The organism is Nocardioides sp. NBC_00163, from assembly GCF_045206295.1.
In the GTDB taxonomy this organism is placed as follows: Bacteria; Actinomycetota; Actinomycetes; order Propionibacteriales; family Nocardioidaceae; genus Nocardioides.
In genome coordinates this window covers 4,903,042-4,925,134 of record NZ_CP108155.1, presented here as the reverse complement: position 1 = coordinate 4,925,134, position 22,093 = coordinate 4,903,042, and the positions used below count along the sequence as shown (strand labels likewise).

At 68.8% G+C, this 22,093-nt stretch carries 19 protein-coding genes; 8 read left to right on the top strand and 11 right to left on the bottom strand.

From position 1 onward, the window contains the following. The first annotated feature begins 37 nt into the window (after window positions 1-37). From OG801_RS23625 to OG801_RS23610, 4 genes are all read left to right on the top strand, one after another. The gene (locus OG801_RS23625) at window positions 38-1,651 is read left to right on the top strand and encodes an acyl-CoA synthetase (protein ID WP_406031624.1); all 1,614 of its coding nucleotides are present in this window, start codon (window positions 38-40) and stop codon (window positions 1,649-1,651) included. 141 nt (window positions 1,652-1,792) lie between these two features. After that, entirely contained in the window at window positions 1,793-2,080 is a 288-nt protein-coding gene (locus tag OG801_RS23620) for an enoyl-CoA hydratase-related protein (RefSeq protein ID WP_355020117.1), read from the top strand. A 256-nt stretch (window positions 2,081-2,336) separates the two neighbouring features. Continuing rightward, entirely contained in the window at window positions 2,337-3,338 is a 1,002-nt protein-coding gene (locus OG801_RS23615; protein ID WP_406031623.1) for a glycosyltransferase family 2 protein, read from the top strand. Then, entirely contained in the window at window positions 3,335-4,306 is a 972-nt protein-coding gene (locus tag OG801_RS23610) for a lysylphosphatidylglycerol synthase domain-containing protein (protein ID WP_355020119.1), read from the top strand. The genes OG801_RS23615 and OG801_RS23610 overlap by 4 nt, the downstream gene beginning before the upstream one ends. Here the strand turns inward: OG801_RS23610 and OG801_RS23605 are convergent. The 8 genes from OG801_RS23605 to OG801_RS23570 all read right to left on the bottom strand — a co-directional run bounded on the left by OG801_RS23605 (window position 4,215) and on the right by OG801_RS23570 (window position 15,574). Further along, window positions 4,215-5,759, bottom strand: a complete 1,545-nt coding sequence (locus tag OG801_RS23605) for a phospholipid carrier-dependent glycosyltransferase (protein WP_406031622.1) — start codon at window positions 5,757-5,759, stop codon at window positions 4,215-4,217. The genes OG801_RS23610 and OG801_RS23605 overlap by 92 nt on opposite strands. 123 nt (window positions 5,760-5,882) lie before the next feature. Then, window positions 5,883-7,637, bottom strand: coding sequence for a hypothetical protein (locus OG801_RS23600; RefSeq protein WP_406031621.1), 1,755 nt, complete (start codon window positions 7,635-7,637; stop codon window positions 5,883-5,885). A gap of 317 nt (window positions 7,638-7,954) precedes the next feature. Next, the gene (locus tag OG801_RS23595) at window positions 7,955-9,631 is read right to left on the bottom strand and encodes a hypothetical protein (protein ID WP_406031620.1); all 1,677 of its coding nucleotides are present in this window, start codon (window positions 9,629-9,631) and stop codon (window positions 7,955-7,957) included. Window positions 9,632-9,739: 108 nt separating this feature from the next. After that, the gene (locus OG801_RS23590; protein ID WP_355230117.1) at window positions 9,740-10,438 is read right to left on the bottom strand and encodes a class I SAM-dependent methyltransferase; all 699 of its coding nucleotides are present in this window, start codon (window positions 10,436-10,438) and stop codon (window positions 9,740-9,742) included. 105 nt (window positions 10,439-10,543) lie between these two features. Beyond that, the gene (coaD, locus tag OG801_RS23585; protein WP_406031619.1) at window positions 10,544-11,035 is read right to left on the bottom strand and encodes a pantetheine-phosphate adenylyltransferase; all 492 of its coding nucleotides are present in this window, start codon (window positions 11,033-11,035) and stop codon (window positions 10,544-10,546) included. Between the two features lie 20 nt (window positions 11,036-11,055). Beyond that, window positions 11,056-11,619 carry a 16S rRNA (guanine(966)-N(2))-methyltransferase RsmD gene (rsmD, locus tag OG801_RS23580; RefSeq protein WP_160024539.1) on the bottom strand — a complete coding sequence of 188 codons (564 nt, stop codon included), beginning with the start codon at window positions 11,617-11,619 and terminating at the stop codon, window positions 11,056-11,058. Window positions 11,620-11,628: 9 nt separating this feature from the next. Next, window positions 11,629-13,917, bottom strand: coding sequence for an ATP-dependent DNA helicase RecG (locus tag OG801_RS23575; RefSeq protein ID WP_406031618.1), 2,289 nt, complete (start codon window positions 13,915-13,917; stop codon window positions 11,629-11,631). Between the two features lie 13 nt (window positions 13,918-13,930). After that, entirely contained in the window at window positions 13,931-15,574 is a 1,644-nt protein-coding gene (locus tag OG801_RS23570; protein ID WP_406031617.1) for a DAK2 domain-containing protein, read from the bottom strand. A gap of 238 nt (window positions 15,575-15,812) precedes the next feature. Between OG801_RS23570 and OG801_RS23565 the strand changes: the two genes are divergently transcribed. Both OG801_RS23565 and rpmB read left to right on the top strand, forming a co-directional pair. Beyond that, window positions 15,813-16,841 carry a methyltransferase domain-containing protein gene (locus OG801_RS23565; RefSeq protein WP_406031616.1) on the top strand — a complete coding sequence of 343 codons (1,029 nt, stop codon included), beginning with the start codon at window positions 15,813-15,815 and terminating at the stop codon, window positions 16,839-16,841. A gap of 125 nt (window positions 16,842-16,966) precedes the next feature. Beyond that, window positions 16,967-17,152 carry a 50S ribosomal protein L28 gene (gene rpmB, locus OG801_RS23560; RefSeq protein ID WP_141803692.1) on the top strand — a complete coding sequence of 62 codons (186 nt, stop codon included), beginning with the start codon at window positions 16,967-16,969 and terminating at the stop codon, window positions 17,150-17,152. A gap of 58 nt (window positions 17,153-17,210) precedes the next feature. On the opposite strand, the gene OG801_RS23555 is transcribed toward rpmB, so the two are convergent. Then, window positions 17,211-18,167, bottom strand: coding sequence for a thiamine-phosphate kinase (locus OG801_RS23555; protein WP_406031615.1), 957 nt, complete (start codon window positions 18,165-18,167; stop codon window positions 17,211-17,213). Between the two features lie 188 nt (window positions 18,168-18,355). Here OG801_RS23555 and OG801_RS23550 point away from each other — a divergent pair, with 188 nt between their 5' ends. Together OG801_RS23550 and OG801_RS23545 are read left to right on the top strand one after the other, a co-directional pair. Continuing rightward, entirely contained in the window at window positions 18,356-18,592 is a 237-nt protein-coding gene (locus OG801_RS23550) for an Lrp/AsnC family transcriptional regulator (RefSeq protein WP_091049571.1), read from the top strand. Window positions 18,593-18,631: 39 nt separating this feature from the next. After that, window positions 18,632-19,588, top strand: coding sequence for a D-alanine--D-alanine ligase (locus tag OG801_RS23545; protein WP_406031614.1), 957 nt, complete (start codon window positions 18,632-18,634; stop codon window positions 19,586-19,588). A 133-nt stretch (window positions 19,589-19,721) separates the two neighbouring features. Here OG801_RS23545 and OG801_RS23540 read toward each other — a convergent pair whose 3' ends face one another. Both OG801_RS23540 and OG801_RS23535 read right to left on the bottom strand, forming a co-directional pair. Continuing rightward, window positions 19,722-20,675, bottom strand: a complete 954-nt coding sequence (locus tag OG801_RS23540; protein ID WP_355020129.1) for a type IV toxin-antitoxin system AbiEi family antitoxin domain-containing protein — start codon at window positions 20,673-20,675, stop codon at window positions 19,722-19,724. Between the two features lie 292 nt (window positions 20,676-20,967). Next, on the bottom strand, window positions 20,968-22,083 hold the full coding sequence (locus OG801_RS23535; protein WP_355020130.1) for a hypothetical protein: 1,116 nt from the start codon (window positions 22,081-22,083) through the stop codon (window positions 20,968-20,970). Between the last annotated feature and the right edge of the window lie 10 nt (window positions 22,084-22,093).

Below are 22,093 nucleotides of genomic sequence, written 5' to 3'. Positions count from 1 at the left end.
CGTGACACCGGTCCGTCCACGTACCAAGGTCTCGCTCATGGCTGTTCAGATCGCCGACCTGTTCGAGCACGTTGTCGACGTCGTCCCGGAGCGACCGGCGCTGATCGCCGGCGAGGTGCGCTACACGTACGCCGAGCTGGACGCGGAGGCCAATCGCTTCGCTCGCCACCTGCTCGGTGCCGGGATCGAGCCGGGCGAGCATGTCGGGCTGATGGCCCGCAACGTGGCCGAGCACGTGGTCGCGATGCTGGGGTGCTTCAAGGCGCGGGTGGTGCCGATCAACATCAACTACCGCTACCTCGAGGCGGAGCTCGACTATCTCTTCGAGAACTCCGGGATCGTCGGCCTCGTCCACGAGGAGCGTTATGCACCGGTGCTGGCCGGGGTCGTGCCGAAGCACGAGCACCTTCGGCACGTGGTGTCGATCCCCGACGGCAGCGGCGAGAGCACTGCCTATCAGTCCATCGACTGGCGCACGGCTCTCGATCGCGAGCCCACGACGAGGGGGTTCGGCGAGCGCAGCGCCGATGACGTCTTCATCATCTACACCGGCGGGACGACGGGTTACCCCAAAGGCGTGGTGTGGCGGCAGGAGGATGCCTGGAGGGCTCTGGGCGGCGGCATCGACTTCGCGACGCGGAAGCCGATCGAGGAGCTCGCGCCGTCTCAGGCCGCGGCCGAGGATCCATCGCCGCTGGTCACTCTCCAGCTCGGGCCGGTCATGCACTCCAGCGGGCAGTGGGCGATGCTGATGCGGTTCATCACCGGCCACACCAGCGTAATTCTTCCCAAGTTCGACCCAGCGACGATCTGGCGGACCGTCGAGGCCGAGGGGATCAGCACGATCTCGCTGGTCGGGGACGCGATGGCACGACCGCTGATCGAGGAGTTCGAGCGCGGCTCCTACGACGCCAGCACGCTGACCACCGTGACCAGCGCGGCCGCACTCTTCTCCGCCGAGGTCAAGGAGCGCTGGATCAAGACCTTCCCGGACGCCGTGGTGCTCGACGTCATCGGCTCCTCCGAGACCGGGATGACCGGCAACGGACGGATCGAGCAGGCGACGCTCGCGGACAAGGGCTCCCTTGTGCACCTCGGCCCCGGAACCGCCGTGATCGACGAGCAGCACCGGATCATCGATCCCACCGAGGTAGGCGCGATCGGGCTGATGGCACGCTCGGGCGCCATCCCGATCGGCTACCTGGGCGATCCGGAGAAGACTGCGCGCACGTTCATCGAGATCGACGGCACCCGGTACGCCGTGCCCGGCGACTATGTCCAGATCGAGGAGGGTCATCGGCTGACCCTGCTCGGACGCGGGTCGGGCTGTATCAACACCGGCGGCGAGAAGGTCTATCCCGAGGAGGTCGAGGTCGCCCTCAAGTCGCACCCGGGAGTCTTCGACGCGCTCGTCTTCGCGCTCCCCGACCCGACCTACGGTCAGCAGGTCGCAGCCCTCATCGAGCCCCGGCCAGGTGTCGCACTCGGCGTCGAGGACGTCCGCGCGCACCTGCGCACGCGGCTCTCGGGCTACAAGGTCCCGCGCACCGTGCACGTCGTCGAGAAGGTGCCACGACACGTGACCGGCAAGGCCGACTATCGCCGCGCCCGGGAGATCTCCGACGCCCTCCGCGCCGAGAAGGCGAGCTGACCATGTCGTACGTCACGGTCGACCGCCCCGCCGACGGCGTCGCCGTCCTCACCCTGGACCGAGTCGGCCGGGCGGCCACCGCACACCGAGGGGCTCGCCCGACCGGGCTATGCGTTGCGGTCGCTGGATCTCCTGGAGGACGTGATCGGAACGATCCGCCGCCTGCACCAACCGGTCATCGCAGCGGTCAACGGTGCGGCCATCGGTGGCGGGCTCTGCCTGACTCTCGCCTGCGACGTCCGGATCGCCTCCACCGCGGCGTACTTCCGTGCAGCCGGTTCGATGGAGAGCTACATGCCGATCGAGGGCATCGGCCAGCTCTACCTTCGCCTGCTCACCGACAACTTCGAGGAAGCCACGCGCGCCCGCAAGGAGGGGCGGCCGGCACGCTTCCGCGACGACCTACCCCGACCTCAGGCCCGTCCCTAGCCCACCGAGCCGCTCGGCCCACAGGCAAAGGAACGGACACGGCGTAGACCGGCGTTGAACACCAGGTTGCCTTAGCACATACGCCGGATGACACCCGCGAGGGGGCGTGGGGCCGCGGAATCCACGCGGTAATGTGGCAGCTCAGAAGCCCCTCATCTGCCCGAATCCCGTGTTCGGTCCCACTACTTGCCCTGAGGTCCCTGTGAAGCTTGTCGTTCAAGTCCCCTGCCTCAATGAGGAGGAGACACTCCCGTCCGTGCTCGAGTCGATTCCGAAGCAGATCCCCGGAATCGACGAGATCGTGATCCTGATCGTCGACGACGGGTGCACCGACCGGACGGTCGAGGTGGCCAAGGAGCACGGCGTGCGCGAGTTCGTGCACCACTCCCGCAACCAGGGGCTGGGCCGTTCCTTCCACGACGGGGTGGTTCGCGCGCTCGAGCTGGGCGCCGACATCGTGGTCAACACCGACGGCGACAACCAATACCCGCAGGACCGCATCACCGACCTGGTCCAGCCGATCATCAACGGCCAGGCCGACATCGTCATCGGCGACCGGCAGGTCGACCGGATCGAGCACTTCTCCGGGCTGAAGAAGAAGCTGCAGAAGGTCGGCTCCAAGGTGGTCAACATGGCCGCCGAGACCGACCTGCCCGACGCGGCCAGCGGCTTCCGCGCCTACTCGCGCGAGTCGCTGATGCTGCTCAACACCGTGACCCGCTTCTCCTACTGCATGGAGACGATCATCCAGGCGGGCAACAAGCGGATGAAGATCGCCTCGGTGCCGATCGAGACCAACGCCAAGACGCGTGAGTCGCGGCTGTTCAAGTCGATGCCGGAGCACATCGCGAAGTCGGGCGCGGCGATCGTGCGCTCCTACATGATGTACAAGCCGTACGCCATCTTCGTCTGGCTCACCGCCTTCTTCTTCGTCCTCGGGGCGATCCCGTTCCTCCGCTACCTCGTGCTGTGGATCAGCGGCGACAACGGCAACCACATCCAGTCGCTGCTGCTCGGCGGCGTGCTGATCAACCTGGCCTTCATGTCCGCGATGCTCGGCGTGATCTCCGACCTGATCCGCACCAACCGGGTGCTCATCGAGGACGACCTGGAGCACACCAAGAAGGCTCGCTTCGGCAAGTCCGGCACCGAGATGCTTCGCGACCAGACCTCGGTCGCCGAGTTCGACCTGCCGCACACGCCGCGCACGAGCAAGTCATCTGCCCAGTCCGGCGAGACGTGGACGACCAGCCTGTGACGACAACCCACTCCGGCCCGGTCTCCGCCACGGGGGCCGGGTCGTCGGCTACGCCCGGCCCGACGAAACCCAGCCTTGGGAAGCGGCTGCTCAAGATCGCGCTCGCCCTCGTCGTCGTGCTCGGCGGCGCCTACCTGGTCTGGCGCCAGCGTGCCGACCTGGCCACCGCGGTCCAGGAGCTGAGCCTCGGTCGCGTCGCGATCGCCGGGGTCCTGGCGATCGTCGGCACCATGCTGATCGGCCAGACCTGGGTCGCCCTCCTGCACGGCATGGGCATCCGGCCGTCGCTGCGCGACTCCCACTCGGTCTTCTACGTCTCCCAGCTGGGCAAGTACCTGCCCGGCTCGGTGTGGCCGGTCGTCGCGCAGATGCAGTTCGGGCTGCGTTGGGGCGTCGCGCGCCGGACGATGCTCGGCGCCAACATCCTCTTCATGGGTGTCGTCGTCGCCAGCGGCATCAGCGTCGGCGCGCTTCTGCTTCCCTGGTCGTCACCGGAGGGCCTCGACCGCTACTGGTGGCTGCTGCTCCTGCTGGTGCCGCTGGCCGTCTGCCTGCACCCGCGCGTCGTCCCGGGCGTGCTCGACTGGCTCTTCGCCCGGCTCGGCCGGGAACCCCTCAACGTACGCCTCACCGCGCGGGGCCTCTTCACCGCGATCGGCTGGGCGGTGCTCGCCTGGGTCGCCTTCGGCCTCCACCTGGCCGTGATGATGCAGTCGTACGCCTCGATCGGGCTGCTCGAGGTCGCGGCCGCGACCGGCGGGATGGCCCTGGCGTGGGCAGCGGGGATCGCGTTCATCCCCGCCCCGGCCGGCGCCGGGATCCGTGAGGGTCTGCTCGCCCTCACCCTCGGCCCGATCATCGGCGTCCCCGAGGCGCTCACCGTCGCGCTCGCCTCGCGGGTCCTCCTGCTCCTTGCTGATGTACTGCTGGCTGCGCTGGGAGCGGTTGTCGGGCGGCGTACGTCCTGACCGGCCGGGCCACGAGGCAGACGGCGACCAGACCACAGACAACGCCTGCGGCGACCACGAGCTCGGCCCCTCGCGACTCGGAGTTCGGCAGCCGGCCGGCGTAGGTGGCCGAGCTGACGAACCAGTCGAAGATCAGCAGCGCGTACGCACCCAGCGCGAGGGTCATCGCGGCCGCCGCGAGCTGCGCCCGCGACTCACGGGAGCCGAGCGGGATCAGGTCGACGAGCGCCATGACGCCGACGGCGAGCGCCGTGGCCAGCAGGGGCATCAGCGGCATCAGGTAGCGGTCGTTCGGGTTCCCGCCACCCGCGACGAACCCGACCAGGTTCGCCAGGATGACGGCTGCGTGGACCATGAGCAGCAGCCACCCGGCGCGAGAGGTGGGCAGGTGCGTCGGCCCGGTGGCTCTGCGTCGGACGAGCAGCACGAGAAGGCCGATCACCGCGACGACGGCCAGCACGTCGGCCGCCGCCGCGTACCCCTCGGCCAGCACCGGCGCCCACAGGCGCTCGTACCAGTCCTTCCAGAGCGAGCCGTCCGTCAGGATCTGCCACCAGGTCCCGTTCGGCTCCCGGTCGAACTTGTCCAGCAGCGCATCGGTGGCGGTCGGGTCGCCGTAGAGGACGATGTTGCGGACGTAGAACCATCCGGTGGCGAGCGCCGGAACGCCGGTGGCCACAGCCGAAGCCGCCAGAGCGCGGATCACGCCGCGGCGCGAGTGGTCCCTCAGCAGCAGAGCCACCGCGATCACCGCCCCGCACAGGACGACGGTCAGGACCCCCGGCGCCTTCGCCCCTGCCGCGGCCGCCCCGGCCAGCGCGACCAGTGCCAGGCGCCCCGGCGACAGGCCCCGGTTCAGGATCCGGATCGTGGCCAGCTGGGTCAGCGACGACGCTGCCACCGCGACCCCGTCGTTGGCGATGTGCCCTCCGGCGCTCACCAGCACGGCACACGAGGCGCTGATCCCCGTGGCCAGGAACGCGACCGTCTCCCGCCGGGTCACCTCGAAGGCGATCAGGCCCACCAGCAGTACGCACAGGGCGGAGCCGACCGCATTGATGAGCCGCATCCCGACGACCATCACCTGAGGTGCGTCCAGCGCCCCGGCCGCGGCCACGAACGGCAGCGACATCAGGTAGTAGAGCGGAGGGTGGTTGGCGGTCCAGATGTGCCGGTGCGGCTCATCCACCATCGTCCCCAACCCCTCGACGACCTGCGGATACCGGCGGGCATCCGTCGTCACGGGCGTGTCGATGGTCGGCAGCCGCCCCGAGGCCAGCTCCACCGCGTAGCCGGCGTTCGGCCCCTCGTCGCGGGTCTGGTACTGCAGGGCCCGGGTCAGCGCGACGTAGCTGCTCAGGCTCAGCGCGAAGAACGCCATCAGCACCATCGCCGCCAGCAGCCGCTTCTGGAGTCGTACCTCGGCGCGGTCCTCGTGGGGAGAGCGGAGCATTCACGACCTTCGGATGAGCTTGCGGACCGAAGGTGAGCCTATGTCAGGTTCTCCCGTGCTCTCGTGCTCTGGCCGCGTGTCCTTTGAGTTGACTCTTGTCTTCGGTCGTACGTGCCATGACGACTAGGGCAGCTTGCTGGAGGTCCTGGTGCCGTCGGGCTCGACCGTGACAGCCCGCTTCTCGAACGGCTCCAGCGAGCGGTGTGCCCAGATGCGGAAGCGCTGGTGTTCGTCCGCGATCCAGACCTCGGCGCAGGGCTCGTAGTCCTTCTCGATCGCGGTCTCCACCCAGCCGCCGCGGGCCATCGCGGTCGTCTGCAGCACCACCGGGACCTCTCCGCCGGCCATCATCGCCGTCAACTGCTTCTCGTTGCGATCGAAGTCGTAGTGGAACAAGTAGAACGGCGTCGGGTTCTCGACATCGAGGGCGTCATACAGCGACAGCTGGTTGCCCAACACGAAAGCGGTGCGGGCTCCCTTCAAACACCGTGTCATCTCGGGTTGTATCGCGTCTCCCCAGACCTCGGCGGCCTCGAGTTGACGACTGTCGCGGCTCAGGTCGTCGACGTGCTCGATGGCTGCGGCCAGGGGAACCACCCCCAGAACGAGGCAGGCGCCCACGGACACGGCGACCAGCCTCGCCCGCAGCCTCGTGCCGATCATCATGACGCTGACCAGGAACACGAGGATCACTGGACCGGCGAGGCTGTGCGCGCCGAAACCGAAGGCAAGAGCTGCACCCACCCATGCGGCCCCCGTCGCGAACCCCACGACCGCGGTCACCGTCTGCCAAGTGGACATGGACCTCGGCCGGCTCGGCAACGAGATCTGGTCCCTGCGGTCGTACACGTCGCAGAGGACGAAGATCAGAGTCGCGAACACCAGAGCGCTCACGGTCTCGGCGTGCCCGGGCCCAGGGCGCCGGATGGGGACGGTCGCGAGAAGAAGAGCACACAACGCGAGGAACCGCGTCGGGTCGCTCGCCAGACGCCAGATGACCGGCACGAACACCAGCAGCAGGAGGAAGGGATAGACGGCGACGATTTCGTAGCCCTCCCCGTCGGACGGCACGTCGAAGACGGGCCAGCCGAAGTGTTTCGGAAACTGCTGGGCCTGACCGAAGACGACCTGGCGGTTGAGCTCGGCGAGGCTCATTCCGTAGCCGATCCGGTAGAACAGCACCTCCGACACGATTCCGGCCAGGATTCCGGCGGCGAGGGCGACGCATCGTGTCAACCTCTCCCGCAGCGCTGCCTTGTCCCGCCCGATGAGCTCGTACAGTCCGGCCGCACCGGTCAGCAGGATCGCCAGCTCGACGTGCTGCCAGAAGAGGGCCGCCGGCACCAACACCCGCACGACCAACGACCATCGTCCGGAGTCGAGCCGACCTCCGGGCAGGAGGATGAACGCGAAGACGACAGGGAGGACGTACTTCACCTGAGCGGGCGACGCGAGCGTCAGGACAGCCAGCGCCATTGCGGCCATCGCAGCCGGATGTACGCGTCTGCGCAGCCCCATCGCGGCCACGAGGATGGCAGACAGGGTCACGCCGAAGAAACGGCCCAGGAGGAACTCCCACCACAGGGGATCGCCACCGGCCAGGCGATAGACCAGGCTGTTCACCCACCACGAACCGGCGTTCCAGCCGTGCTGGAAGTCGACCAGCGGGACCGCACCCTCGGCCGTGAGCTTGCCGAGGTAGTACTGCGCTCCTCTGTCCCCGGTCAACGGCTCCATCTGCGCGGTGAGGGTGTGGGCGGCATGTACGACGGCGACGACGACGATCACCGCGAAGGTCGCCCATCTGACCAGGCCGATGGGTTCACGCCCTCCGTGTGCGTCCGAGGGGATCGCCGTCGTGGCCGCCGGATCGAGCATGCTCTGAAAGTACGCGCTGCCGCAGGCTCCAGTGGGTCGAACGGAGTCTCTGGTTTTTGGACGTAGGCGTTGCTTTTCTTGTGTTCAACGACTGTTGCGCGTGACTGGTCATGGGCCGCAGACACTCACCCACGGAAGGTGACCGTTCCTCGCCTACGCCAGACATGGAGTCTCCGCGTGAAAGAAAAATTTCTTTCACCCCGCCAACCCCACCCCGGTCGAGGCAACATCTTGCGGCGAACGAAAGTTCGTTCGCCCGTTGAGAACACCCTCCCCAAATGGGTCGGCGGCAAACCCCAACCACAAACACAGCACCCTCAGCGCGTCGACCCCATCGCCCCACCCCGAACAGTGAGATCCCGCTGCTGAACATCACCACGAGACTTGTGAGTCCAGATCGTCACAGTCGTTGCCTGCTTCTCGATCCTCACGACCGAGCAGGGGACGTAGTTGGCGCGGATGGCGTCGGTGAGCCAGGGCTGCGGCGTGTGCAGCGGCATCGTCTCGATGATGACCGGGATCGAGCCGTCCTCGAGCTGAGGCACCAGCACGTCCTCGTACTGCGCGAAGTCGTAGTGGAACAGGTAGTAGGGCGTCGGGTTGGTGATCTCCAGAGCGTCGTAGAGCTCGAGATAGTTGGGCATCACCAGTGCCTCGCGGGTGCCGGCGCTGCAGCGTTCGTACTCGGGGCCCGCCCAGCGGGCGATCGAGTCGCTCACTGCGAAGGACTGCGCGTCGCGGCGCATGTCGTCGAGGTGGTTGACGGCGGCAAGCGCGGGTACGCCACCCAGCACTACCAGCGCGCCGGCCGAGACCGCGGCGGTGGCTCCGCGGAGGAACGCTCCTCCGAGGACCGCCCCTGCGATCGCCAGCGTCACCAGGAGGACCGCGCCGAGCATGCTCTGCAGGCCGAAGCCGATCCAGAGGGTGGCGGCAGCCCAGGCTGCCCCGAGCACGGCGAGAGGTAGCGCGATCATGGGCCGCGGTCGCGACTCGGTCAGCGGGATGCGGCGCTCGTAGAGCTCGGCCACCGCCAGGACGACGGCAAGGAGGACGAGGGCGGAGACGGTGGTGGTGTGGGGGTTGTCGACGCGCCGGATCGGGACGACGACGAGGACCAGTCCGGCCAGCGCGATCAGCCGGGTGGAGTCCGAGATCCGCTGCCACACCAGCGGCACGAAGGGGATCAGCAGCGCGAACGGGTAGAGCGCCAGGATGAAGAAGCGCCCCGACTCGGTCGGTAGGTCGAAGAAGTTCCACACGGCGTACTGCGAACCCTCGTGCGTCTCGGTCTGCCCGAGGATCACCTGTCGGTTGAAGTCGGCGAAGGAGAGCCCCCACACGAGCTTGTACGCCACCGCTTGGACGACCAGCCCGAGCACGAATCCACCGGACAGCTGCACGCAGTTGAGGATCCGGGTACGCCAGGGCGCCGCGCGCCGCGCGAACAGCTCGAAGAGCCCCGAGGCGCCGGTGAGGAGCACGGCCAGCTCGACGTACTGCCAGAAGACGAGGGCCGGGAGGAGCACCCGCGCGGCCGCGGCCAGGCGTGGGCGGGACTCGAGCCAACCGGTCGGCAGCAGGACGAAGACCCACAGCAGGCAGATCGTGTACTTGATGTGCAGCGGGGTGGCCAGCAGGAGCACGCCGAGCGCGAGCGCGATCATCACGGCCGGGTGCAGCCGCAGGCGGAGGCCGATGGCGGCGGCGAGGACCGCGCCAAGGCCGGCGCCGAGCAGGCGGCCCCAGAGGAAGTACCAGATCGTCGGGCTGCCGCTCGCGATCGCGTAGAGCGCCGCGTTGACCCAGAACGAGCCGGCGTTCCAGCCGTGCTCGAAGTCGACCAGCGGGATCGCGCCGTGGGCGGTGATCTCGGCCAGGTGGTACTGCGCGCCGAAGTCCTGCGTCAGGAACGAGCCGTTCTGGGCGCCGACCGAGTAGGCCGCCCAGACCAGCGCCACGACGCAGACCCCGGCGAAGGTCGCCCAACGCACAGCTCCGACTGGTTCGTTTCGCTCCCCCGGTGATGCCATGCGCCAGACCTTAGAGCGCGTAAGCGGCGGCGTGGATAATCCACGCCGCCGCTTACGAAACGTACGAGATCAGCCCTTCGTGAGGACCGAGGTGCGCTCCGGGTAGGGCAGGGTCGGGGTGAGACCGGCGTGAATGGTCTCCTTCATCCCCGAGGCGGCGATGGCCTCGACGTAGCGCTTGCGGCGGCTGTTGTCGAAGACGATGATCCCGCCGGGAGCGAGCCGGTCCTTGGCCTTCTCCAGGCACGCCTCACGGGCACGCCCGTCGATCACCACGAGGTCGAACTCGCCGTCGACGTCGTCGATGGAGTTGACGTACGCCTCGAAGTCGAGGCCCGCGTGGCCCTCCTTCTGCGAGGGGACGACGGGGTTGTCGCTGGCGACCGGCTCGATGACCCGCAGCGAGATCTTCTCCTCGCCGGCGAGCTCAGCCTGCATCATCTCGCCGAAACCCTTGTGGTGCTCGACGGAGTGGATCTCGTCGGCGCGACGGGAGAGCCAGATGGTGGAGGCGCCGGAGCCGTACTCGTAGATCCGGATCGGTCGCTCACGCTCGCTCAGCCACGCGTCGACCGCGGCGATCGCGTCGTAGGTCCACCACGGCACGTCGAGCTTCGCCATCGCCAGGGAGTCGTAGACCTTGGTCAGCGAGTGGGCCCAGTGACGCCAGCGCTGCTCGACCGGCGGCGCGGTCTCCTTGGCGAGTCCCGTCTTCGTCAGCCCGCGACCGACGGCCTTGAGGGAAGCGGCATAAGACTGCTTGGCCAAGGAAAGCGGGGAACGACCTGAGGTGGACATTGATCTCCAGGGAAAGGATTGTCGGGGAGCCCTAGGAAGGACTACCCAGGGAACGATACCGGCGAACGCTCCCCCTTACTCGGAACGTTCTGCCAAACGCTTGGTGAGTCGCGCAAGAACATCCGGCGGCAGGAAAGCCGACACATCCCCACCGAAATGGGCCATCTCCTTGATCAGCGAGGAGGAGACCGCCGCCCAGCGCGGGTCGTTCAGCAGGAAGACGGTTTCGACGCCGGTCATGTGGGCGTTCATCTGCGCCATCGGCGCCTCGTACTCCAGGTCGGGCGCCCCGCGCAGCCCCTTCACGATCGCCTGGGCGTCGATCTCGACGCAGAAGTCGGTGACCAGACCGGTGAACCCCTGGACCCGTACGTTGCCCAGCGGAGCGGTCACCTCGGTGATCATCTCCATCCGTTCCTCGGCCGCGAACAGGCGCTTCGACTTCGACGGGTTGACCCCGACGGCGACGACGACCTCGTCGAACATCGCCGAGGCGCGGGTGAAGATGTCGAGGTGGCCGAACGTGGGCGGGTCGAACGAACCCGGGCACACCGCGCGACGCGTCATTGTCTTCTTCTTTCTTTGGGTCAGTCCGGCGCGTGGCCGTACCAGAGCGTGGTCTCGCCGTACTTCTTCGACTTCTGGTCGGTGAACCCGTCGGGCCAGACCGGCTCGGGGCTGCGTGCGGACCGCTCGACGACCACCAGGGCGCCCGGAACCAGCCAGCCGTGCTTGACCAGCAGCGCGATGTCCTCGGAGACGGCGTCGTCGGAGAGCGGGTAGGGCGGGTCGAGGAAGGCCAGGTCGTAGGGAGCCGGCGGCGGCGTCACCAGGGTGCTCGCCACGGTGGCCGCGACCACGTGGGCCCGCGGGAAGCCGAGCTCCTTCGCGTTGGACCGGATCACCCCGGCCGTACGCCTGTCCGACTCGACCAGGGTCACGACCCCGGCGCCGCGGGACCATGCCTCCAGCCCGACCGCGCCGGTGCCGGCGTAGAGGTCGAGGAAGCGCAGTCCGGCCAGGGAGCCGTAGGAGGACTCGATCGCCGAGAAGAGCGCCTCGCGGACCCGATCGGTGGTGGGACGGGTCCGCACCCCCTTGGGAGCGAGTAGGCGTCGCCCTCCTGCGACGCCACCGATGATCCGAGTCATTGGGATACCTTAGGACTTTTCCAAGTAGTCGGCGGAAGCGGACTCCTCGATCTCGGTGACCCGCTCGGCCAGGAGCGGTGCGGTCGCGAGCTCCGGGTCGGCCTCGAGGAGCGCCTCGGCCGCCTCGCGCGCCTCCAGGATCGTCTCCTCGTCACGGAGCACACGCAGGCTCTCCAGGCTCGATCGCCGGCCCGACTGGGAGGCGCCGAGCACGTCTCCCTCGCGACGCTGGTCGAGGTCGACCCGGGACAGCGCGAACCCGTCGGTGGTCTGGGCGACCGCGTCGAGGCGGGTCCTGGCCGGGGTGCCGGCCTCGGCGTGGGAGACCAACAGGCACAGCCCGTGCAGCCCGCCACGGCCGACCCGGCCGCGCAGCTGGTGGAGCTGGGAGACGCCGAAGCGGTCGGCGTCGAGGATGACCATGGTGGTGGCATTGGGTACGTCCACGCCGACCTCGATCACGGTGGTGGCGATCAGCACATCGATGTCGCCGGCGGCGAAGGCGCTCATGGTGCGCTCCTTCTCCTCGGCGGGGAGCTTGCCGTGGAGCTTGGCGACGTTCAGCCCGTGCAGCGGGCCGGTGGTCAGCTCCTCGGTGACCTCGTCGACGGCGGAGAGCTGGGCAGGGGCGGCCTTGACCTCGTTGCCGTCGGCGTCGAAGTCGCGCTGGTCGCTCTCCCCCTGCTCGGACTCGTCGCCGCTGATCCGCGGGGCGACGACATAGACCTGGTGGCCCTTCTCGACCTCTTCCTTGACGCGTTCCCACACCCGGGCGATCCACGCGGGATGCTCCACGAGCGAGACCAGGTTGGTCTGGATCTCGGCACGCCCGGCCGGGAGCTCGGTGAGGGTGGAGACCTCGAGATCGCCGAAGACGGTCATCGCGACCGTGCGGGGGATCGGCGTCGCGGTCATCACCAGCAGGTGCGGTGGGGTGCCGGCCTTGTCGGTCAGGGCGGCCCGCTGCTCGACGCCGAAGCGGTGCTGCTCATCGACGACGACCAGGCCGAGGTCGTCGAACATCACCTGGTCCTGAAGCAGGGCATGGGTGCCGACGACGATCCCGGCCTCGCCTGTGGCGATCCGGCTCAGCGGCCCCTTGCGCTGGGTCTTGGTCATCGAGCCGGTGAGCAGGTCGACATGGGTCTGCTCCTGGTCGCCGGCGAAGAGGCCGCCGGCCAGGCCGCTGGCGGCCAGGTCGCCGAGCATCGCGGTGATCGAGCGGTAGTGCTGCTGGGCGAGCACCTCGGTCGGCGCCAGCAGCGCGGCCTGGCCCCCGGAGTCGACGACCCGCAGCATCGCGCGCAGCGCGACCAGCGTCTTGCCGGAGCCGACCTCACCCTGGAGCAGGCGGTTCATCGGGTGGGGCTGGGCCAGCGCCTCCTCGAGCTCCTCGCCGATCTCCGCCTGTCCCTTGGTGAGGGTGAACGGCAGCCGCGCGTCGAGGGCCTCGAGCAGGTGGTGGGCCCCGCCGGTGCGCGCGGTGGTGCCCAGCGCCTGGAGCGCCCTCCGCCGGCGTCCCAGGACCAGCTGCAGCCCGAGCGCCTCCTCGAACCGGAAGCGGTGCAGGGCGCGCTGGACGTCCTTGAGCTCATGGGGCGCGTGGATCAGGTCCAGGGCGTCGCGCAGCCCCGGAACGGCGTACGTCTCCCGCAGCTGCTCCGGGAGCACGTCGGTGACGCGATGTCCTGAGCCTGTCGAAGGGTCCTCGACGACCTGCCGGGCGAACCGCACCGCGCGCATCACGTCCCAGTGCTGGAGTCCGGCGGTGAGCGGGTAGATCGGGAAGAGCTCGGTCAGCTCCTCGACCGCCATCTGGTTGTCGGCCGCCTCGGCGGCGTTCTCGGAGTCGGACGGGTCACCGAAGACGACCATCTGCGGGTTGGCCAGCTGCCACTCGCCGCGGAACGACCCTGCCTTGCCGACGAAGACGCCGCGGACGCCCGGGGCGAGCACGCCGCGCCGCCACTCGGCGATCCGCTGCGACTTGGAGAAGAAGGTGAGCTGCAGGTCGGCGGTGCCGGCCTTGAGCTGGGTCTCGACGCGGAAGGCGGGCCGGCCGGTGCGGCGGTCGGTGTGCTGCCGTACGACGCTGCGGACCACCTCGCCGAGCACCGTGAGCATCTCACCCTCGTGCAGCTGCGGCGTCTGGCTGAGGTCGGCGGTGCGCAGGTAGCGCCGCGGGAAGTGGTAGAGCAGGTCGCCGACGGTGCGCAGCCCGAGACCCTTGGTGAACTTCGTGGCGTGCTTGCTGTTGCCCAGCACGGCCTCGATCGGCGACTCGAGGGTGATCGGCACCGTCTCTTCTCCTCTACTCCACCGACATCAGGAGGGGGTAGCGCTCCTGGCCTCCGTCGTACACCATCACATCAACGGCCGGGTGGTTGGCAGCCAGCCACGCCGCGACGGCCCCGGCGAGCTCGCCCATGGGGTCCTCGAGGCCGGAGACCAGCGTCACCAGCTCGCCGCCACCACCGATGAGCCGGGCGAGCACGTAGGTCGCACATGTCTCCAGCTCCTGGCCGACCTTGACGAAGTCTCCGTCGAGCACCCCGAGCGCGTCGCCCGGCATACACGGCCCGGCCATGGTAATCGCTCGGGTGTTCGAGATGGTGACCGCACCATGCCGCGCGTGTCGCGCGGTGGCGGTCATCTCGAGCACGTCCTTGTCGAACTTCCGGCCGGGCTCGTGGACCGCGATCGCCGCCAGCCCCTGCACCTGGCTGCGGGTCGGGATCACCGCGACGTTGATGTCGAGGTCGTCCTCGGCGGTGCGGGCCGCGGCCTCGGCCGACTGCCGGGTCGGGGCGTCGTTGGGGAGCACGATCACCTCGGTGGCACCGGAGGCGGTGATCGCCTCGAGCAGCTCGGAGGTCGTCGGGCGCCGGTGCGGGCCGCCCTCGATCACGATCGCGCTGGCACCGCGGAAGAGCTCGGCCAGACCCGGCCCGGCCGCGAACGCGATCACCGCCCGGCCGGCGCGAGTCGCGTGGCGATGGGCCTGGCCGGCGATCTGCTCGGCGAAGTGGGTCACGTGGATCCGGTGCGGCCGCCCGGCGTTGATCCCCGCCTCGATCGCGGCGCCGACGTCGTCGACGTGGACGTGGACGTTCCAGATGCCCTCGCCACCGACCACGACCAGCGAGTCGCCCAGCGGCTGGAGCCGCTTGCGAAGAACGGGGATCGCGGCATCCTCGGCGTCGAGCAGGTACATCACCTCGTACGCCGGCCCGCCGGGCTCCAGCGCGTGGCCGTCGGCCGCGCCCATGCCCGTCTGGATCGGGATCGGGATGTGCGGGGTGCTCGGCATCGGCGTCTGCGGGCTCGGACGGCGTCCGGTCAGGGCGGTCTCGAAGGCGTCGAGCAGCACACAGATTCCGCGGCCACCGGCGTCGACCACCCCGGCAGCGGCCAGTGCGGGCAGCTGCTCCGGTGTACGGGCAAGAGCGGCGCGGGCCGCGCTGGCGGCGACCGACATGACGTCGCGGGTGCGTGCGGTCTCGTCGATCTCGACGCACGCCTCGGCCGCGTCCGCGGCGGCCCGGAGCACGCTGAGCATGGTGCCCTCCTGGGGCTCCCCCACCGCGGCGTACGCGGCGTTGCCGGCGCTGCGCAGCGCGTCGGCGAAGACCGTGGCGGTGCGCTCCTCCTCCGTGGCCTGGATCAGGCGGCGCAGCAGGGCGCCGATCATCTCGGCCAGGATCACGCCCGAGTTGCCGCGGGCATCCAGGAGCGCGCCGCGCGAGAACGCGCGCAGTCCTTCGCGCCAGTCGTGGCCGGTGAACTCGCGCAGCCGGTCACGGGCCGCGGCGATCGTGAGGTAGAGGTTGGTGCCGGTGTCGCTGTCGGGCACGGGAAAGACGTTGAGCGCGTCGATCTCCTCGCGGTGCGACGCGAGCGCGTCGGTCGCCAGGTCGCCGAACCGGCGGAACAGATCGAGCTTGACCTCGGCCACGCTGCCCTCCCTACTCCTCTACACCCCTGCATACACCCAGACACCGTGACGCCGGACACACTTCCCGGTATCGCGGCCCCCAGGGTAGGCGGTGCCTGGGTACGGGGTAAACGACGGGTGAACAAATCCGAGGCTGCAGCAAAGTCACGAACGAGTAACACCTTCTGCCGAGTTGCGCCCCACCTCGGTGACGATCATCCCTAGTGTTGAGGCGTCCCCAACGCCGAAGGACTCACGGATGTCGATTCCGACCCCGACCCCACGCGCGAAACGCGTCAACGAAATCTTCGACTTCTCGGCCGGGCGCGGCCTGGAGATCGGACCCCTGCACCAACCGCTCGTCCCCCGAGATGCCGCGGAGGTCTCCTATCTGGACCTCTACGACCGCGACCGGCTCTACGAGTCGTACGCCGAGCATCCCCAGGTGAATCACGACACCATCCCCGAGATCGACTATCCGATGTGGGACGGCACGCGGATGCGTACGCTCGAGGAGGCTGCCAAGGAGGGTGCCCCGTTCGATTGGGCGCTGGCCAGCCACGTCGTCGAGCACGTCCCCGACCTGGTCGGATGGCTGGCGCAGGTCGAGGCCGTCGTCGCTCCGAACGGAGCTCTCGTCCTGGTCGTCCCCGACCGGCGCTACACCTTCGACGCCCATCGCCCGCCCACGACGATGGGCCAGATCCTGCAGGCGTACGAGGCGGGCGACACGACCCCGTCGGTGCGCGCCGTCTTCGACCACCACCGGAGTGCGGTCAACACCGACGCCAAGCGCCTCCACCACCGCGGGCCGAGCGAGGCCGAGACCTGTATCCACGACCTCGGCTACACCAGGGCCCAGGTCGAGCGCGCCCGCCGGGGCGAGTACGTCGACTGCCATGTGTGGACCTACACCGACCGCTCGTTCCCCGAGATCATCGCCGAGCTGCGCCGCCTGGGGCTGACCGGCTGGTCGGTCGAGTCCCTCCTGCCCGTGCCGGAGAACGACATCGAGTTCTACGTCGTCCTGCGCCGCGGCCTCTCCCCCGACCTCCCCGCCGTGCCCGCCATCCCGGACTGGGTCGAGCACGGCCTCGAGTTGCGCGACGAGGTCGCCAAGCTCCGTGAGGTCGTCGCGGACCAGCGGCGGCGGCTCGAGTCGCAGCGCAAGCAGCTCGCCGGCCAGCGCGCCGAGATCGACGATCTGCGCGGGTCCAAGCGGTGGAAGCTGGCCACCGCACTGGCCGCGCCGCTGGACAGATGGCGGGATCGCCGCTCGGACGACTGACGATTTCGCCGGGCACAGCCGGACGGGCTACGCTTGTTCGGTTGTCTCGGCAGGGCAGCCGTTCATCGCGCCCGCCGACACTATCCAATCGACCTCGATCATCTATTCAACCTCAGGAGTTCACGGTGGCTGCCGTCTGCGACATCTGCGACAAGAAGCCGGGCTTCGGCAACAACCGGCCGTGGTCCAAGAAGGCGACCAGGCGCCGCTTCGACCCCAACATCCAGCGCGTTCGCGCCGTCATCAACGGCACCCCGAAGCGCATGAATGTCTGCACGACCTGCATCAAGGCCGGCAAGGTCGCTCGCTGACCCGGGATCTTCCTCGCACGAAGGCCGCTGCCCATTCGGGCAGCGGCCTTCGTCGTTCTCAGAAGTGCGTCCAGCCCGTCGAACCCTCGTAGACCTTCCCGTCGACCGTGACCGGCTCTCCACCGGGCTCGCCGATCGTCCCGATCACGGTCCATCCCTGCGGCAGCTCGACGTCAGGCGGGAACGCGGCGAGCAGGGAGTGGTCCTCTCCCCCGCCCAGCACGAACGCGAGCGCGTCGGCCCCGGTCGCCGAGGCGACCGCGTTGAGCTCGTCGGGGATGGTCAGCGCGGCGGTGTGCACGTCGATGGAGACCTCCGAGGCATCGGCGATGTGCCGGGCCTCGGACAGCAGCCCGTCGGAGACGTCGATCAGCGCCGAGGCACCCGCTGCCGCAGCGGCGGGGCCGGCTGCGTACGGCGGTTGTGGGCGTCGGTAGGCATCGACCAGCACCCGTGGTGACCGGAACCCTCGCTTGAGGATCGCCAGGCCGGCCGCGGCCCACCCCTGGCGGCCGCACAGCGCGAGTAGGTCGCCGGGCTCCGCGCCCGAGCGCAGCACCGGTGCCTGGGCGACCGCGCCGATGGCGGTCACGGAGATGACGATCTGGTCGGCGCCGGTGACGTCACCGCCGACGACCGAGGCCCCGACCAGCGCGCACTCCGCGGCGAACCCCTCCGCGAAGTCGACCGCCCACTCGGCAGGAAGGTCCGAGGGAAGGGCGAGCCCGAGGGTCATCGAGTGCGCGACACCACCCATCGCGGCTATGTCGGCGAGGTTCTGGCCCGCCGCCCGGTGGCCGATGTGGGACGCCTCGGCCCAGTCCCGCCGGAAGTGGCGGCCCTCGACGAGCAGGTCGGTCGAGACCACCACATGACCCTGCCTGACCCGCACCAGCGCGGCGTCGTCGCCGGGACCGACCAGCACCTGCTCCCCCTGAGCGAAGTGCTTGGTCATCTCGGTGATCAGCCCGAACTCACCTATGTCGGCGAGCGTCGTGTCCCTCGGAAAAGCCATGGCTCCATCCAACCCTCCTCGCCACGCGCGGAGATACCGGGACACGCATCACTCCGTCTCCGAGCTTCGCTCGGTCACTTCCTCGTTCGTCTTATCCCCAGGGTCGGTGTAGGTCGATCGATAGATAACGCGATAGGTTACTTGCCTGACGTTGTGCCAAGGAAGGCACGGAGAACAGGAGCAGCACAATGGTCGTACAGGCGTACATCCTCATCCAGACCGACGTCGGCAAGGCCGCAGAGGTCGCCACCGAGATCGGCAAGATCCAGGGCGTGACTCTGGCTGAGGACGTCACCGGTCCGTACGACGTGATCGTCCGCGCTGAGGCTCGCAACGTCGACGAGCTCGGCAAGCTGGTCGTGGCCCGCGTCCAGAGCCTCGAGGGCATCACCCGCACCCTGACCTGCCCGGTCGTCCACATCTGAGATTGACGGCTCTTCCCGGCCGTCTGTTAGAACGAACCCATGAGCACACCTCCTCTTTCCGGACCTGTCGCCGTCATCGCCGGCGGGCTCAGCCACGAGCGCGACGTGTCGCTGGCCTCTGGCCGCAACCTCGTGCGCGAGCTGTCGGCGCTGGGCGTGGAGGTGGCTGCGTACGACTTCGACCGGGCGCTGCTTCACAACCTCGAACGCGACAAGGCGGTCGTGGCGCTGCCGGCTCTGCACGGCCAGTTCGGTGAGGACGGCGAGATCCAGACGCTCCTGGAGCTGATCGGGATCCCGTACGTCGGCACCGTCTCCACCTCCTGCCGCGTCGCGTTCGACAAGACGGCTGCCCGCGAGCTCCTGCGCCGCGGAGGCATCCCTGTGCCGGACTCGGTCTCGCTGTCGTCCACGACGTTCCGCGACGTCGGGGCGCCGGTGCTGATGGAGCACGTCATCTCGCGGTTGGGTGAGCGGGTCGTGGTCAAGCCCTCGCGCGGCGGCTCCGCGCTCGGCGTCACCGGCGTCGACGGCCTCTCCGCCCTCCCCGCGGCCCTGGTCAAGACCTACGCCTACTGCGACGAGGCGCTCATCGAGCGCTTCTACGCCGGCATCGACGTCTCCGTGGTCGTCCACGAGCAGGATTCGGGCCTCTCATACATGACGCCAGTGGCCATCGACTTCAGCAAGGGCCACGAGTTCGACTTCGCGGCTCGCTACACCGCGGAGTTCGTCGGCTTCGGCCGCCCCGACCTCCCCGACGCGCTGCTCGCCGAGCTCGGCGAGACCGCCGTACGCGCCCACGAACTGCTCGGCATGCGTGACATCTCCCGCACCGACTTCATGGTCACCCCCGACGGCAGCTTCGTCGTCCTCGAGGTCGCCATCACCCCCGGCGCCACCGAGACCAGCGTCTTCCCCTTCGCCGCCAAGCACGACGGCACCTCGATGGGCGAGGTCACCCTCGCCCTTCTCAAGCGCGCCCTCGCCCGCTGAGCGGCCGGTCGCCAGGGATACCCGGTCGACCGGGTATCCCTGGACATGACGGGCACTGAAACACCCACCCAGTCCATGAAATGCCCGTCAAGCCCTGCCGTACGTCTCACCAACCGGACCGCGAGAACAGTCATCAAGCCGCCGCGCGCGCAAAGGCAGCGCGGATCCTGGCGGCGACCCGCTCGGGGCTGGCGAGATCGGCCCACGTCAATCGGATGCACCGCCAACCCGTGAGTTCTTCGATCATCTCCTGTCGGCGCTTCTCCCTGAGCACCACGTCAGTGACCGACTCACCCTCGCGCAACAACTCCTGATACTTGATACGGCCGTCGAACTCCACCCACACCCCGTACTCCGGCCATGCGAAGTCGAGTCGAGCGACTACGCTTCCCGAGTCATCGGATACCTCGTATTGCGGACAAGGCATCGGCAGCGCTTGGGCGAAGCAAAGGTGGAACACGCGCCCCTCGCCCACGGACTCGATCCGGCCATCGGCGAGCCGGAGGACCAAGTCGGTGGTCAAGGTCTGAGGCCAATGATCCATCGCACCGGCATAGCGCTGGACGACCTGTTCCATCGTGACCAGCTTGCGATGCAGGAGGCAGCTCGCGAGGACGAGACCGACCTCGACCCGTGCCATGGTGGTGACCTCTAGTAGGGCCCTCACCGGCGAGGTTACGTCGACGTCACCAATACGCACGACATCGCCTTCGACCAGGCGTCCGCGATGCTGCTGGACGCCGGCCTCCTTGCGCCCGCTCTTTCCGTCTCGTCTCGTCAGGTGCAGGTTGCGAAGGTCGAGTCCCCACGTAGGCACCGCTTCGGGGTAGAGGGCGATCGCGGACGTATGGGAGATCACCACCTCCGTCTTCGCCTGCTTCGCCGCGGCTCGGGCGCGCACCGCGTGCTGAGAGCGTTCATCGAGTGCGGCAAACGGCGCGGCGTTCACGTACGCCCCGCGTCGGGCGCGTGCGAACTGACCAGACCGGACGGCTCGCAGGATCGCGGCATCGTCATAGCCCGACGCAAGCAGCTCCCGCCGCAGTCGGATTGGCATGAGACGTACATCATCGGGATCTAGGTTCATGCCGCTCAGCCTGGCCATGACCTAGGACAGTCTTCGAGGCCCGGAGGCCTCTCTGTGGATAACTCGAACCTCAAGTGCACCTGTGGACGCCAACCGGCCCGAGTCACCGTCACCGTGGCTCGGGCCGGCTCAGAAATTGAGACCGTCGGGTCAACTTGACGGGCACTTCGTGGACTGGACGGGTGTTTCAGTGCCCGTCATGCCCAGGGATACCCGGTCGACCGGGTATCCCACGCCCGCCACAGCCGCGCCGACTCGGCGTGGTTTTCGGTCAGCTTGCGCCGACTCGGGCTCAGCTCAGGCCGGTGAGCTTGCCGGCGATACCGCCGGCGGCCTTGAGGGCGACGCCCTCCTCGAAGTTCCGGGTGACCTGGGGGATGTGCTTCTCGGCCTCGGCGATGGCGCTGGTGAGGACCTCGGAGGCGGGGGTGTCGGGCCACAGGTAGAGCGAGAGGGCGCCGGGGATGGAGTTGACCTCGTTGATGTAGACCTCGCCCTTGCCGTCGGAGAGGAAGTCGATGCGGAGGATGCCGGTCAGGCCGGTGAGCTCCACGACGCGTACGGCCAGGTCCTTGATCTGCTTGGTGACCGACTCCTCGACCTGGGCCGGGAACTCGCGCGGGGAGGAGGAGAGGCCGTCGGTGTGGACGTACTTGGCGGAGTAGTCGTACATCTTCGCCTCGTCCGAGCGCAGCGGACGCTCGACGTCGCTCACCGCGACCTCGGGGGCGGTGCGCACCGAGGCGTTGAGGTCGAAGAGGTCGGGGCGGTACGGCTCGACGACCGCGCCCGCACGCAGGTGCGGGGAGGTGTTGAGAAGCGCCAGTCCGGTCTCGTAGTCGTCGACGACCTCGATGCCGATCGAGGAGCCACCGAAGCGCGGCTTGACGATGTAGGGGCCCTCGAAGGACGGCGCGGCGTAGCGCGACAGGAGCTCACGAGAAAGCGACGGGAGGCCGGCGTTCAGCATGACCGCGCCGAAGGCGAGCTTGTCCATGCCGAGCGCGGCCGCGGCCGGGGTCGCGCCGGTCGCCTTGAGGCCGGCGAGCTCGAAGAGCCACTGGATGCCGCCGGCCTCGCCTGCGCCACCGTGGAAGGCGGAGAGGATCGGGCCGGTCTCGAGGCGCTTGCCGCCGCCGAAGCCGCCGACGGTGTAGAACCCGTCGCCCTTCTCGGAGCCGAGGCGGAACTCGACGGCCTTGGAGCCCTTCGGCTCGCCGCCGAGGAAGTCACGCGCCTCCTGCTTGGCGGGCACCAGGAACCACTTGTCGGAGCGCGCCCAGTAGAGGCACGTCACCTCGACGCCGGCACCGGAGAGGACCCGCTCGGCCTGCAGGCCGGTGAGGATGCTGATGTCGTGCTCGGCGCTGGGACCGCCGAAGACGATGGTGGCCTTGGTAACGCTCATGGTGAAAGCT